This is a genomic window from Streptomyces sp. MnatMP-M17 (assembly GCF_900091995.1).
GTDB lineage: Bacteria > Actinomycetota > Actinomycetes > Streptomycetales > Streptomycetaceae > Streptomyces.
The window spans coordinates 1-13,930 of sequence record NZ_FMDK01000417.1 but is presented as its reverse complement, the minus strand read 5'-3'; the positions used below and the strand labels follow the sequence as shown (position 1 = coordinate 13,930).

Below are 13,930 nucleotides of genomic sequence, written 5' to 3'. Positions count from 1 at the left end.
CCGACTCCGTCATGTCGGAACCGGCGGAACCGGCGGAGTCCGTCGGTCAGAGGCCGCCGGTGTGGAGCAGCCGGTTGGGTGAGCCCTTGCTGATGGGCGACAGCACATTCTTGCTGGACTGCCCGGCGAGCCAGAGCGCGATGTCCTTCGGGCTCGCGTCCGGATGCTTCTCCTTGTAGAGCGCGGCGACGCCGGCGACATGCGGGCTCGCCATGGAGGTGCCGCTCTGTGCGACGGAGCCTCCGCCCAGTCCGGCCGAGACGATGGCGGCGCCGGGAGCGTAAGTCCACACGCACTCGCCGTAGTTGCTGAACTCGGTTTCCCGGTCCTGTCTGTCCGTCGCGCCCACGGTGACCACCTGCTTGGCGCCCGCCGGCGAGACAGCGCAGGCGTCCGCGGACTCATTGCCCGCCGCGACGACGGGCAGGACGCCTCGGGCCGCGATCGCGTCGGCCGCGTCGTCGACCGCCTTGGACGAAGGCCCGCCCAGGGACGCGTTGAGGACCGCGGGCTGCTTGGCGTTCTTGGCGATCCAGTCGAGTCCGGCGAGGATACCGGCCCAGGTGCCATGGCCCCGGCAGTCGAGTACGCGTACGGCGACCAGCGAGACCGCGCGGGCCACACCATGGATCGTTCCGCCCGTGGTGCCCGCCACATGGGTGCCGTGCCCGTTGCAGTCCTGGCCCTCGCGCCGGTCGGGAACGGCGTCGAAGCCGACGGTTGCGCGGCCACCGAACTCACTGTTCGCGGTCTCGATCCCGGTGTCGACAATATAGGCCGTGACGCCCTTGCCCGTACCACTCACGGTGAACTCGTTGTCGAGCGGCAGGCTCCGCTGGTCGATCCGGTCCAGTCCCCAGCTCGCGACGGCGCCTCCGGTCCGTCCGGGATCCGGCCCGGTCACGGGCGGACCGACCGCGACCCGGCCGTTCTCCTCGACCGCCGCGACGCCGGGAAGCGCGCGCACCGCGCTGAGCTGGGACGAAGTGAGGACGGCGGCGAATCCGCGCAGAGTGGTCTCGTACGTGAAGAGCGGATCGAGCCCGAGCCGCCGTACCGCGTCGGCCGGCGAGAGCGTGGGCTTCAGCGTGACGATGTACTGGTGCGGGACCGCCCGGGCGGAACGTTCCACCGGAATATGGTCCTCACGGGGCCCGGCCTTGGCGTCGGTACCGCTGAGCAGAGGGACGAGCAGCAGAAGGGCGGCCGGTGCCCAGCGCGTGCGCAGACGCATGCGTTCTCCTTGGAATGACGGATTCGGTCGCGGACAGAAGCGAAAGAGCCGACGGAGTCGACAGTGCTGTACGCGATGTATGAAAACCCGTCCTTCACGGAGGAAAACGCGTCCTTCGGCCACGACACACGCGCCGCTCGAACGACATCGGCCGAATGGCGCAGCAGACGGCGCGGCCGGTGACCGTACGGGTGCCGGTGACTGTACGGATCAGGCGACAGGGAGCGCCTGTTCGGACCAGATGGCCTTGCCGGTGGGAATCTGGCGCGTGCCCCAGCGCTCGCTGAGCTGAGCCACCAGCAGCAGTCCCCGTCCGCCTTCGTCGAAGACCCGGGCCCGGCGCATATGCGGAGCGGTGGTGCTGCTGTCGGAGACCTCACAGATCAAGGTGCGATCACGGATCAGCCGTAGCTGGACAGGGCCGCCGGCGTGCAGGATGGCATTGGTGAACAGCTCGCTGACCACCAGCTCCGTGCTGAAGGTCAGTTCCTCAAGGCCCCAGGAGACGAGCTGGCCCGTCACCCGTTCCCGGGCGTCGGCGACCAGCGACGGCTCGGCCGGCAGCTCCCAGGTGGCGACCTGACCGTCGTCAAGCGCATGGGTGCGTGCGACCAGAAGGGCTACGTCGTCAACGGGACGTGTGGAGAACAGGGACCGCAGCACGGAGTCGCAGATGGACTCCAGCGATGCGGCGGGTGTGCTCAGGATGTCGCAGAGCACCTCGATGCCGGAGCCGACGTCATGCTCACGGGACTGGATCAGTCCGTCGGTGTAGAGGGCCAGCAGACTGCCCTCCGGGATCTCGAACTCCACTGATTCGAAAGGCAGATCGCCCAGGCCCAGCGGCGGACCGGCCGGCAGCCGGACCACCTCCACCGTGCCATCGGGCTTGGCGAGCACGGGCGGCGGATGGCCGGCGCGCGCCGCGCAGCAGCGGCGGGACACCGGATCGTAGACGGCGTAGAGACAACTCGCCCCGACATAGGCGTCGTCGGCCGCGGTGTCGGCGTTCTCCGCCGCGCCGACGTTCTCCGAGGCGAGCCGTACGACCACATCGTCGAGATGGGTGAAGAGCTCGTCCGGCGGCAGGTCCATGTCCGCGAGCGTGCGCACGGCGGTACGCAGCCGGCCCATGGTGGCGGACGCGTGGATGCCGTGGCCGACGACATCGCCCACCACCAGGGCGACCCGGGAGCCGGAGAGCGGAATGACATCGAACCAGTCGCCGCCCACGCCGTACTCGGAGTCGGCGGGCCGGTAGCGGGTGGCGACCTCCACGGCCGACTGCGGTGGCAGTCCGCGTGGCAGCAGACTGCGTTGCAGGGTGACGGCGGTGCTGCGCTCGCGTGTGAACCGCCGTGCGTTGTCGATACAGACGGCGGCACGGGCCGCGAGTTGCTCGGCAAGCAGCAGATCCTCCTCGGTGAAGGCCTCCGGGTTGACGCTGCGGCAGAACAGGGCCGCGCCCAGGATGTTTCCCCGGGCCACCAGAGGCGCCGCGATGATCGACTGGACGCCGTAGCGCGGGCAGTTGGCGGCCCGCCTGGGATCGCGCGTCATCCACCGGGTGTATTCGGTGTCCCAGGGTCCGGTGAGAACGGCCCGGCCGGTGGTCAGACAGCGGGCGGGCGGCGAGTACTCGGGATAGTTGTCCACCTCGCCGACGGCCACGGCGGCCTCGGGCACATCGGGCCGGTGGGCGGACTGGTGCGCGACGCGGCGCAGCCGTACATCGCCGGTGAGCGGATCGGGCGTCGGCTCGTCACCGCGCAGTACGGAGTCCACCAGATCGACGCTGATGAAGTCGGCGAACCGGGGCAGCGGTGTGCTCGCCAGCTCCTCGGCGGTACGGGTCACATCCAGAGTGGTGCCGATCCGCAGGCCCGCCTCGTTGAGCAGGGCGAGTCCCTCGCGGGCCCGGTACTCCTCGCTGATCTCAAGCCCGGCCACGGCGACGGCCAGGACCTGTCCGTACTCGTCGGTGAGCGGCGAGAGCGATACGGTCCAGGCGCGCTCATGGTGTTCGCCCGCCGCCCGGCGGAAGGTCAGCGCGGTCTCGGGCTCGCCGGTGCGCAGTGCCCGTCGCATGGGCCTCTCGACCTCGGCGTCCACTCGGTTCTCCGTCAGGAATCCGGAACGTCGTCCGCGCATTTCTTCCTCCGTGAGGCCGACGATCCGGCACATTTCATGGTTGGCGCGGAGCAGCCGGAGATCCGTGTCGTGGATCGCCATCGGAAGCACCGCCTGGGCGAATGACCGCTCCGTCAGATCGGCGTCACGAGCGGCGCCGGGCTCCGCCACGGTCGCCAGCAGCCACTGGCCGGCCCCACCGCCGCTACCGGTCCCACCACCGTTGCCGTCGCGGTCGCCGAGAGGGCAGGCCAGCAGATCCACATCCATGGGACCGCTGTCCCGGTGGCGTACCGCGATCCGGCCGCTCCACAGCTCCTGGCGGGCCAGCGACCGCCATCCGGAGGCGGGCAGAGCGCCCTGGAGAAGTCCCTCGGCCTTGTGTCCCACGATCTCGACGGGCGCGTAGCCGAGCATCTGCTCGGCGGCGGTGCTCCAGCGGATGACGACGCCGCGCGCGTCGACCGTCGCCGTAGCCCACCTGACGCCACCGCCGGACCCGGTCGGCGCCTCCCCCGTGGCCGTGCCACGCGTGTCATCCATTCCGATCTCAACTTTCGGACAATTTTCTTACTCTTCACATAGGGAACTTTTACTCCTTCGCATCTGATATTCCCTTCATGGGAGACGTCATGCGCGGCGGTGCCATCCATCGGCGGCCGGACAGGGCCCGGCCGTCCATATGGCCAGACCCCACCGCTCCGGTGGATTGATGGTGGTCCGGCCCGTGCTCCACGGTGTGCGAGCCGCCCTACTCTCCGTACCCACAAGAGGGGGACGCCTCGAAGGAGCCGCCATGCATCGAACCCGCACAAGAAACCTTTTCTCCGTCGGACTGCTGCTCGCGCTGCTGGTCACTCTGCTCGGCGTGGGCGGGCCCGGGTTCGTGCCCGTGGCGCGGGCCGCGTCACTCACCGAAGTCACCGGTTTCGGTTCAAACCCGGGAAATCTGCGGATGTTCCGCTATGTGCCGGACGGACTGCCCGCGGGCCGCCCGCTTGTCGTGGCGATGCACGGCTGCACCCAGTCGGCCGCCGCGTACGACACGGAGACCGGCTGGACCAAGTGGGCCGACCAGTGGGGCTTCGCGCTGCTGCTGCCGCAGCAGCAGTCCGGGAACAATCTCAACTCCTGCTTCAACTGGTTCGAGTCCGGGGACATCGGGCGGGGCGCGGGCGAAGCCCTGTCGATCAAACAGATGACGGACCGGATGAAGACCGATCTGGGCAGTGACCCGGCCCGGGTGTACGCGACCGGGCTCTCCGCGGGCGCCGCGATGACCAATGTGGTGCTCGCCGCCTATCCGGATGTCTTCGCCGCCGGAGCGCCGGTGGCGGGACTGCCCTACGCCTGCGCGACCAGTGTGCTGGCCGCCTACACCTGTATGAATCCGGGAACGAATCTGACACCGGCCGCCTGGGCGGACAAGGTCCGTGGCGCGTATCCCGGTTACACCGGGCGCAGGCCGTCGGTCTCGGTCTGGCAGGGCACCGGTGACACAACGGTCGTGCCCGCCAATATGAGGGAGACCGTGGAGCAGTGGACCGCCGTCCACGGCACGGACGCCACGGCCGACACCAACGACACCGTGGCCGGCTATCCGCACGCGGTGTACCGCGACGGTGCGGGACGGGCCGTGGTGGAGACGTACTCGCTCACCGGTATGGGACACGGCCAGCCGGTCGACCCGGGCACGGGAGCGGAGCAGTGCGGCACCGCGGGCGCGTACATCCTCGATGTGAACCTCTGCGCCTCGTACCGCATCGGACAGTTCTGGGGTCTGGACGGCGGCGGCGGAACGCCTGAGGAGCCGGGAGAGCCGGGTGGAGAGCCGCCGAGCACCGCGGTGTTTCCGAGTGTGGCCGCGGACGACGGCTATGTGAAGGCGTCGGCGAGCGGCGGCGGTCCGGTGGTCGGCACGCTCGAAGGCAGCCTCGGTGTGGCGGTCGGCCGTGGGACGGACGGGCTGCACAACCGGGCGCTCTTCTCGTTCGACACCTCGTCCCTGCCGGACGGCGCGACGGTGAAGCGGGCGTATGTGACGGTGGCGCGCGCCAGTGGCAGCGGTGATCCGTGGGCGGCGGGCAACCGGCTGGTGCTGGATGTCAGGAGTGGATGCTTCGGCGCGGCCTGCACGACGGGCGCGGACGACTGGGCCGCCGCGGCCTCGGTGAGTGAGGCGGCGGAGTTCGGTGCCTTCTCCTCGGGGACGAAGGCGTCCGGCGACTTCACCGCGGTGAACCGTACGGGCGTCACCCAGGCGCGGCTGCGGCTGGTCAACGCGCCGGCATCGACGGCGTACGTCTTCCTGAGGTCGGGAGCCGACGCGACGCTGACGGTGGAGTGGGAGTAGCAGCCACTACGCAACACTGCACAGCACAGCAGCATCACGTAACACAACGCAGCTCAGCACAGCACCAAGCGCGCGGTGGCGCGGCCGAGGCGGTATTCCGGCCGCGCCACCGGGATCAGCGATTGACCAGTTCCATATAGCGGTCCCAGTTCCAGTACCGCCCGGGATCGGTGTGTGTGGCGCCCGGGACCTCGCTGTGCGCGATGATGTGGCCACGGTCCTTCGGTACGCCGTACCGGTCGCAGACGGCGGCGGTCAGCGCCGCGGACGACTCGTACATCGCGCCGGTGAAGTACTCGGGCCGGTCCACCCAGCCCTCGTGCTCGATTCCGACACTGCGGGTGTTGTAGTCCCAGTTGCCGGCGTGCCAGGCGATGTCCTTCTCCCGCACGAACTGGCCCACGTATCCGTCCGCCGAGGCGACCATGTAGTGCGCGGAGACGTTCTTGGCCGGATTCTGGAAGATCTTCCTGGCGCTCTGGAAGGACACCTGTGTCACATGGATGATGACGAACTCGACCGGATACTCCGAAGGGCGGCTGGACACGGTGTAGTTGGAGGGACTGGCCGGGATCCAGTCCGGGACGGGACGGACGGTACCGCGCTGTTCACCGGCCCGCGCTACGGCGGAGGCCGTGGCGATCGCGAGAGACGTGGCGCCGAGATACGCGCCCGCGCGCAGTAACGTACGGCGCGGTGGGCCGGATTCGTCGGTTTCCATGGGGAGCTCCCGTGTGTTTTCCATAGCCGTGCGGGTGGTGACGCGCGTAGCGCCGTCGGTCCCATGCGCCCGTGGCACAGCGGGCGTTGGCGGTGCGTGCAGCGTACCCGGACACCGGAGCACCGTCCTTCCACCGACACGCGTGTCACCCGTTCGTGGAAGACCATCCGTCCGCGCACAAAGACTTGGCGAACGCTTCCATACTTCGGCCCAGCCCTGACAGCACTGAGCCAGGAACGGTGAAAGCGATGAACTCCCCCAGCGTGAGTCTGCGCCGGCCCGAGCCGCCGTATTACGAGCCGGCGCTGCTCGACGCGGACCATCCCACCATGCCGGAGGCGTATCGCATCCGCGCCGGGCCGCGATGGAGCGCGCGGATCGCCCGGAAGGCAGGGCCGTACTCGATCCCGCTCCCTCGCCGCCGCTCGGTCACGGCGGACAGCGGTACCGCGTCGGAGCAACCGGCGCGCGGCCGTGACACCTCGATATAGCAAGGTGGCGGCAGCGCGACGCCGGTCGCCCGCGCCCCGCTGTGCACCGACCACGCCTGCTCTCCCCCGTCGCCCCCGTCGGGCCGCGACGAACTCAGCGAGCACTCGTCGCCCTTGCCCGCATCCATGGCGAACTCGACCTCAACTCCCGCCTGAGCTCCGGACTTTGACGCCGGGACATCGAGCGGTGCCACGAACGCGACCTGGTCGAGCCGCCACTGGCTGTCCGGGCGTGTGGTGTCGCAGACGGTGAGCATGGGGTCGATCTGCGCGGCGGCCGGCAGTACGGGTGTCCCACCGATCCGGTGGTCCCGGGCCACCGGATCGTCTCCGCCGAGATGGTGCCGGACGCGGATCACAGTCGTAGATCGAATCTGTCCGTGGCCTCGATGCCGAGACGGATGGCGAATGTGTCGCGTTTCGGCCGCATTACGTCCGCCGGCCGGCGTGAGTCGGTGTGAGTCGGTGTGAGTCGGTGTGATCCACCGCGAGCAGACGACAGGCCTCGGCGAAGCCGAGACCTGTGTCCACTTCGGCCTGGGTCAGGCCGGTCAGCCTGTGCCGGTCACCTCATTTCGGTTGCGTGGGCCTCGTTTGCGTGGGCCCGAGCCGGCTCTCCTGTGTGGGCCCGAGCCGGGTCTCTTCCGTGGTGCCGAACCGGCGTTTCCCGCTCTTCATCGCCGCAGCCGCGCACAGCAGACCGAGCAGGAAGGTGAGGGCGCCGATGACGACATTGCTCCAGATGATGCCCTTGTCGGGACCGATGGAGCTGCTCACGACCCATGGAGACACGATCAGCCACACTCCCAGGAGGCACATGGCCCAGCTCAGCCCGTACATCCTGGCCGGAGCCCTGGTGAAGCCGAGTGCCAGCACGACGATCGCGATGCCGATGATCAGATTGTGGATCGCCAGCGACCGCTGAGTGTTCGAGAAGTGCAGGATCCACGGTGACAGCGCGCAGTACAGACCGACGAGAAACACCGGTCCGTCCACGAGTGCCACATCGCGCCCACCGAGCATGCGCGCGTAACGCTCCTGCATCTCGGGGACATCGGGATGACCGGCAAGGTCCCCCCTCGCATGTGAAACGTCGGCCATACGACTCGCCTCCTTCGTTCGCCGCAAGTCTGACCGCGATGCGCGACACCGGGTCGCGCTCAGTCCATTCTGCGCGCTTTGTCGGATTTTGTTAAACGCAAGCGCGCTCGCACCCGTCGTCACCACCGCTCAACGGAACGTATACAAAGCCGAACTGCTCGGGCATGCCTGCCCAAAGGCACGCAGGGCAACGGGACGGTGGCAGTGAGTCGCGCCCGCCAGCGCGCCTTCCACCGCGCCCTTTCACCGTGTCCGCCACCGGACCTGCACCGCAACTCCGTTGCTTCCAGGATCATTTCGCTGGATCCTTGACCACGGCTGATGGGCCGCGAGCGGAGGAGTGGTCATGTCGTACGTGGGGGAACTGCGGCTCACGGACGGGACTTCGGTCCCTTTGGAGATCACCGAGGCCGAGGACGGCGGGATCTCCAGGGCGGCCCGAGGGAGCGCCGAGGTGCACACGGTGGCCGAGACCTTGCAGGAGGCCCTGGACCGGGTGCGGCCCGCGCTCGATGTGATGGTCGAGAAGGTCCGCGAGCTGGCGCGTCCGCCGGACACCGTGGCCGTGGACTTCGGTGTCAAACTCACCGCCGAGGCGGGCGTGGTGGTGGCGAAGGCCGCGACCGAGGCCAATTTCACCGTGCACCTGGAGTGGCACAGCGAAACGCTGACATAGTGTCACGGCCGCGACAGCCGGACCGGAGCGAGTGACAACGAGCGAGTGACGACGGGGTGGAGATGGAGCGCCTGACGCGCATCCCTCTGGACGGTGGTGCCGTCGGGGCGATCGTGGGCCCCGCGATGGTCCGTATCCGCAGCCGTGACGGCACGGTCGCGGGAGCCGGTTTCCTCATCTCTCCCGAACTGGTGTGCACCTGCGCGCATGTCGTGGCCAAGGCGCTGGGCATATCGGCCAGGAGCGAGGAGGCGCCCGGCACGCCCGTACCGCTGGACCTTCCCTTCCTCCAGGAGGAGAACGGTGACACGGTGCCCGGCTCCTCGGCCCAGGTGGTGGCCTGGCGGCCCATCCGACCTGACGAGCGCGGTGACATCGCGATTCTGCGGCTCCCCGGGCCGGCACCGCGCGGAGCGCATCCGCTACGGCTGGTGACCACTCCGGATCTGTGGGGCCACACCGCCCAGGTGTTCGGTTTTCCAGGCAAGGCCGACCAGGGCAAGTGGGCCGCGGCGGAGTTCCGGGACGGACAGGCCCTCGGCTGGGTCCAGATGGACGCGCCGGTGGGCGGCGGCGGCCGTGTCGCCCAGGGATTCAGCGGATCCCCGGTCTGGGACCGCGATCTGAGTGCCGTCGTCGGGATGACCGTGGCGGTGGAGGACGGCGGTCAGGGAGTCTCCTATCTGATTCCGTCCGAGGTGCTGCGGGAGGAGATCCCCGAGTACTTCGACGGACTCCGGCCTCCGTGTCCCTACCGCGGACTGGAGGCGTTCGGGGAGCAGGACGCGGAGGTCTTCCACGGGCGCGGGCGCGAGTCGGCGCGGCTGCTGACGGCCGTCTCGCGCCATCCTGTCGTGGTCGTGGCGGGCCCGTCCGGCAGCGGGAAGTCCTCACTGGTGAACGCCGGGCTGCTGCCCGTACTGCACGCGGACGGAGTCCGTACGGTCACCCTGCGCCCGGTGGCGGGACAGCCGCCACGCCGAATGCTGGCCAACTCCCTGCTGCCACTGCTCGAACCGGATCTCGGCGAGGTCGAACGTCTCTCGGCGGCCGGGCGGCTGGCCGGTCTGCTCGACGAGCCGGAGGAGCTCGCGAGCCTCGCCGAGCGGCTGCTGACGACGGCCGGCCGACTGCTGCTCTTCGTCGACCAGTACGAGGAGTTGGTGGCGGGCGAGGCCGAACAGGCCCGTGAATTCCTGGAGTTGCTCGTCTCGCTCGCGGGCGCGGCCAACTCCGTACGCCAGGACGGCATCCGGGCGGTCCTCACGCTGCGCTCGGCCGCCCTGGACCAGCTTCTGACCGTCGGGACGGCCCAGCTTCTGGAGCATGCGAGCGTGCTCGTGCCGCCCATGGGCCGCGAGCAGCTCCGCGAGGCGGTACGGCTGCCCGCCGAGCGGCTGGGCGTCGCCTTCCAGGACGGCCTGGACGAGCGCATCGTGCAAGACGCGATCGAGTCGGCCGCTCAGCTTCCGCTGGTCGAGTTCGTACTGACCCGGCTCTGGGACGAGCAGAGCCATGGCCTGCTGACCCATCTCGCCTACGACCGGCTGGGCGGTGTGACGGGCGCCCTGGCCGCGCACGCGGACCAGGTCCACGAGCGGTCCCTGACCGACGGCGACCGGGCGCTGGCCCAGCGGCTGTTCGTCCAGCTCGCCCGGCCGGCGGAGCCGGACACCTTTGTCTCCCGTCCCGCCGAGATCGGCCGGCTGGAGCCCGCGCTGGACGCCATCGCCCAGCGTCTCGCCGCGGCGCCCAACCGGCTGGTGGTGATCCGTCAGGACGAGGGACAGCCACGGGTGGCCGCCCTCGCGCACGAGGCCCTGATCCGGGAGTGGAAACCGCTGCGGGAGTGGCTGTCGGCCGACCGCGAGTTCCGCGCCTGGCAGGAAGGACTCCGCTTCGACCTGGGCCGCTGGGCCGGACACGGCCGTGCCGCGGACCAGTTGCCGGCCGGCGAGGAGCTGAGGAGCGCGGAGGCCTGGGCACTGGCCCGCCGCGCCGACATGTCGGCCGAGGAGCTGGCGTACATCAGGGCGGGAACGGAGCGGCGGGAGGCGGAGGAGCGCGAGGCCCGCCGACGCGCCCGGGCGAAGCGGAACTTCACGATCGGGCTGGCCGTGACGACGGTGCTCGCGCTGGTCGCCTCGGTGCTGTTCCTCGTCGAGAACAGCCACCTCGACGAGCAGCTCCGCCGGGCCGCGTCCGCCCAGCTCGCCACCGCCGCCGAGCAGGTGGACGACACCTCCCTCGTCGCCTCGGCGCTGTTCGACGCCGCCGCCTACCGCACGGCGCCCGAGCCGGCGGCGCAGAGCGGGCTGATCGAGCAGTTCCAGCGGCTGCGCAATGTCGAACGGGTCGTCCTCGAAGGGAGGGGGGAGGTCGAGGACGTCCTCATGAGCGATGACGGCCAGCGCTTCACCGTACAGCTCGCCCAGGGAGATGTGCTGACGGTGCGTTCGAGGCAGGAGTCGCTCGCGCCTCGGCGGCTGGCCAAGGGCAGCGCCGACAAGCTGGCCATGTCGTCGGACGGGCGCGTGTCCGTTCTCTCCACCGGCTTCGGGCGGATCGTCACCAGGGACGAGCACAATCGGCGCGTGACGCTGCGCTCCCAGGCCGACGCGCTCCGCAATCCGCGGGGAGCGACCTCACTGCGGTTCGACCGGGCCGGGCGCAGGGTGCTCGCGACAGTGCCGGGGGAAGGCGTGCTGGTCTGGAACGCGAGCGACGGCGGCCGGGCCGGCAAAACGCTGCGTCCGCCGCGCGGGTGGCAGATCGCGGAGGCGTGGTTCGGCGACGCGAACACCGTCATCGGCCGTCTCGCCGAGGAGGGCGCGGAGACGGCGGACAACGGCGGCAGGAACGGGCGGCTGACGGTATGGGAGCTGACGACCGGAGAGGTCCGGCCGGCACCGGGCGGTGACACCGCGACGGCCGGAGCCACCGTCAGCGGCGACGGCACCGCTCTCGTACGGTGCACGGCGGACAACGTCCTCCAGGTCTGGGACATCACGGGCACACCTCGGCTGCGCAACCGGTTCACTCCCTATCAGATCAACGGGGCGTGTCCGCTGACCGTCCCGCGTCTCGACGCCACGGGCCGCTATCTGCTGACCAATCCCACGCGGTACGGCGGCAAGCTGGGCCACTTCGTCTTTCTGGTGATCGATTTGCGGACCGGGCTGCGCAGTGTGCTGGACCTCCCGGCGCCCGCGGCGGCCGATCCGGTGGTCACCGGCTCCGTACAGCTTCCCGCGGTGGCGTTCGCCGGACCGCCGAGTGCGCTGCGGGCCGCGGTCGGTGTGGGCGGTACGGTCGTACTCGCCCGTGTCCGTCCGCCGTCCGAGCTGGAGACGGCGCTGCTCACCGGACGGATGCATCTGGTGGACGCCGACCACCGACGCGTGGTCACGGTGGACGCGAACGGCCTGGGTCTGCGGCTGTGGGATCTCGACTCGCGCAGACAGCTCGCGGCGGTACGGCCCTCACAGGAGCTGCCACGCAGCTATCCGGCCGTCAGCCCCGACGGCACCCGTATGGTCACCGGCACCGCGGACGGCCGTGCCGTCCTGGTCTGGGAGCTGCCCGGTCTGCGCGAGGTCCGCCGGATCGGTCTTCCTGCGCCCGAAGGGATCGATCCGGGCCGGCCCGATCCCCGTACGGCGCTCACTCCGGCGGGTACGGACATCTCGTTCGGGGACGAGGACACGGTCGTGGTCTCGTCCGCCGGAGTCATCTCGCGGTGGAAGCTGTCGAGCGGCGAGCAGACGGGCACGGCGTTCCGGCCGGAGGCCGCCGAGCAGCCCAACCGCTCGGCCGAGGCCTCCGGAACCTGGGGCCTCGCCCGGCCGGGACACGAGCAGGCCGTGGTGAAGACCGCCGGTTCCGATCTCGTGGTCTGGGACTTCGCACGAGGCGAGCGCGTCACCACGATCAAGAACAATCGAGGCCTCATCAAACACATCACCTTCGACCCCGAAGGGCGACGGCTCGCGGTCGTACGGCGCGGCGGTGAGGTCCAGGTCCGGGACCTGGAGAAGGACGCATGGCTGCCTGTACTGGCCTACAACGGCGTGGCCTGGCTCGGCGGCTTTCCATCCTCGCGGGAGCTGCTCATCCAGAGCACCACCAATGAGGCCGTCGTCTGGGACGTGGACAAGGGCAGTGTGCGGTACCGCTTCGCTCTGGGATGGGCGCCGACGGCCGACTTCGACGCGGAAGGGAAGACCTACGCCCAGATCGACGGCTCGGACGCCCGGATCGTCCCGCTGGATCCGGAGGTCTGGTTGGAGCGTGTGTGCGAGATCGCGGGACGGGGTCTGACGGAGGGTGAGAAGCGGCTGATGCCCGCGGGAAGCCGGCCGGGCGATCTGTGCGGATAGCGGCGTCCGCCCTATCGGGTGAAAGTGATGTCGCGGCGGCTGACGGAAGAGGCGCCGGGACCGATGACCGGGTTTGCCTCCGTGGCCCGGGAATTACGTGCCTCCGACCGGTCCGTCGGCGGCCCGCACGACGCGCCGGAGAGGAAGCGGTCGCGCCGCGCCGGTGAAAGCGACGCCATGCTGCTTGCCGAGTCCCCACCCCAGGCGTTGACCGGAGGAACGTTGCAGTGACGACGACAGGCACGGAAGAGTCGGCCAAGGCCGAGGACGCCTATGAGAACGAGGTGCCGGTACGGCGCAAGCATCCGGGCAGTGTCATCGTCGGATGGCTGACCACCACCGATCATAAGACGATCGGCACGCTCTATCTGATCACGTCGTTCGGATTCTTCATCATGGGCGGCGTGCTGGCGCTCTTCATGCGCGCCGAACTGGCCCGTCCCGGTATCCAGATCATCTCGCACGAACAGTTCAACCAGGCGTTCACCATTCACGGCACGATCATGCTGCTGATGTTCGCGACGCCGCTGTTCGCCGGATTCACCAACTGGATCATGCCGCTCCAGATCGGTGCGCCCGATGTCGCCTTCCCTCGGCTGAACATCCTGGCGTACTGGCTCTATCTCTTCGGCTCGCTCATCGTGGTGGCGGGATTCCTCACTCCCAACGGCGCGGCGGACTTCGGCTGGTTCGCCTACTCCCCGCTCACCGACGGAGTCCACTCGCCGGGTGTCGGCGGTGACTTGTGGATCATGGGACTTGCCTTCTCCGGCTTCGGTACGATCCTCGGCTCGGTCAACTTCATCACCACGATCATCTGTATGCGCGCGCCCGGCATGACGATG

Annotated in this window: 8 protein-coding genes and 2 pseudogenes; 4 read left to right on the top strand and 6 right to left on the bottom strand. The window is 69.5% G+C overall.

All coding sequences use genetic code 11. The annotated features are described in order from the left end of the window. Nucleotides 1-46: 46 nt before the first annotated feature. Together GA0115259_RS19190 and GA0115259_RS19185 are read right to left on the bottom strand one after the other, a co-directional pair. Nucleotides 47-1,234 carry a S8 family peptidase gene (locus GA0115259_RS19190; protein ID WP_093598517.1) on the bottom strand — a complete coding sequence of 396 codons (1,188 nt, stop codon included), beginning with the start codon at nucleotides 1,232-1,234 and terminating at the stop codon, nucleotides 47-49. A gap of 210 nt (nucleotides 1,235-1,444) precedes the next feature. Beyond that, nucleotides 1,445-3,907, bottom strand: coding sequence for a SpoIIE family protein phosphatase (locus GA0115259_RS19185; RefSeq protein WP_093598514.1), 2,463 nt, complete (start codon nucleotides 3,905-3,907; stop codon nucleotides 1,445-1,447). A 253-nt stretch (nucleotides 3,908-4,160) separates the two neighbouring features. On the opposite strand from GA0115259_RS19185, the gene GA0115259_RS19180 reads away from it, so the two are divergent. After that, complete coding sequence (locus GA0115259_RS19180) at nucleotides 4,161-5,717, top strand: extracellular catalytic domain type 1 short-chain-length polyhydroxyalkanoate depolymerase (RefSeq protein ID WP_093598511.1); 1,557 nt, start codon at nucleotides 4,161-4,163, stop codon at nucleotides 5,715-5,717. Nucleotides 5,718-5,832: 115 nt separating this feature from the next. Here GA0115259_RS19180 and GA0115259_RS19175 read toward each other — a convergent pair whose 3' ends face one another. The 4 genes and pseudogenes from GA0115259_RS19175 to GA0115259_RS19165 form a co-directional block, all read right to left on the bottom strand. After that, the gene (locus tag GA0115259_RS19175) at nucleotides 5,833-6,438 is read right to left on the bottom strand and encodes an N-acetylmuramoyl-L-alanine amidase (protein WP_093598508.1); all 606 of its coding nucleotides are present in this window, start codon (nucleotides 6,436-6,438) and stop codon (nucleotides 5,833-5,835) included. Between the two features lie 292 nt (nucleotides 6,439-6,730). After that, nucleotides 6,731-7,288, bottom strand: coding sequence for a hotdog family protein (locus tag GA0115259_RS19170; protein WP_161230416.1), 558 nt, complete (start codon nucleotides 7,286-7,288; stop codon nucleotides 6,731-6,733). A 118-nt stretch (nucleotides 7,289-7,406) separates the two neighbouring features. Then, a pseudogene (locus tag GA0115259_RS41980) lies at nucleotides 7,407-7,484 on the bottom strand (DNA polymerase III); the annotation flags it as partial. 102 nt (nucleotides 7,485-7,586) lie between these two features. Next, nucleotides 7,587-8,030, bottom strand: a pseudogene (locus GA0115259_RS19165) (SPW repeat protein); the annotation flags it as partial. 346 nt (nucleotides 8,031-8,376) lie between these two features. On the opposite strand from GA0115259_RS19165, the gene GA0115259_RS19160 reads away from it, so the two are divergent. From GA0115259_RS19160 to GA0115259_RS19150, 3 genes are all read left to right on the top strand, one after another. Then, a complete protein-coding gene (locus GA0115259_RS19160) occupies nucleotides 8,377-8,706 on the top strand; it encodes a CU044_2847 family protein (RefSeq protein WP_093598499.1) in 330 nt (109 codons plus the stop codon). A gap of 62 nt (nucleotides 8,707-8,768) precedes the next feature. Next, complete coding sequence (locus GA0115259_RS19155) at nucleotides 8,769-13,085, top strand: nSTAND1 domain-containing NTPase (RefSeq protein ID WP_141716620.1); 4,317 nt, start codon at nucleotides 8,769-8,771, stop codon at nucleotides 13,083-13,085. 227 nt (nucleotides 13,086-13,312) lie between these two features. Continuing rightward, on the top strand, nucleotides 13,313-13,930 hold a 618-nt coding region (locus tag GA0115259_RS19150), incomplete at its 3' end, for a cytochrome c oxidase subunit I (protein WP_176732590.1).

Excerpts from the sequence above, each read along its gene's own strand:
- GA0115259_RS19190 (WP_093598517.1), bottom strand. The coding sequence starts at position 1,234 with ATGCGTCTGCGCACGCGCTGGGCACCGGCCGCCCTTCTGCTGCTCGTC.
- GA0115259_RS19185 (WP_093598514.1), bottom strand. The coding sequence starts at position 3,907 with ATGGATGACACGCGTGGCACGGCCACGGGGGAGGCGCCGACCGGGTCC.
- GA0115259_RS19180 (WP_093598511.1), top strand. The coding sequence starts at position 4,161 with ATGCATCGAACCCGCACAAGAAACCTTTTCTCCGTCGGACTGCTGCTC.
- GA0115259_RS19175 (WP_093598508.1), bottom strand. The coding sequence starts at position 6,438 with ATGGAAACCGACGAATCCGGCCCACCGCGCCGTACGTTACTGCGCGCG.
- GA0115259_RS19160 (WP_093598499.1), top strand. The coding sequence starts at position 8,377 with ATGTCGTACGTGGGGGAACTGCGGCTCACGGACGGGACTTCGGTCCCT.
- GA0115259_RS19155 (WP_141716620.1), top strand. The coding sequence starts at position 8,769 with ATGGAGCGCCTGACGCGCATCCCTCTGGACGGTGGTGCCGTCGGGGCG.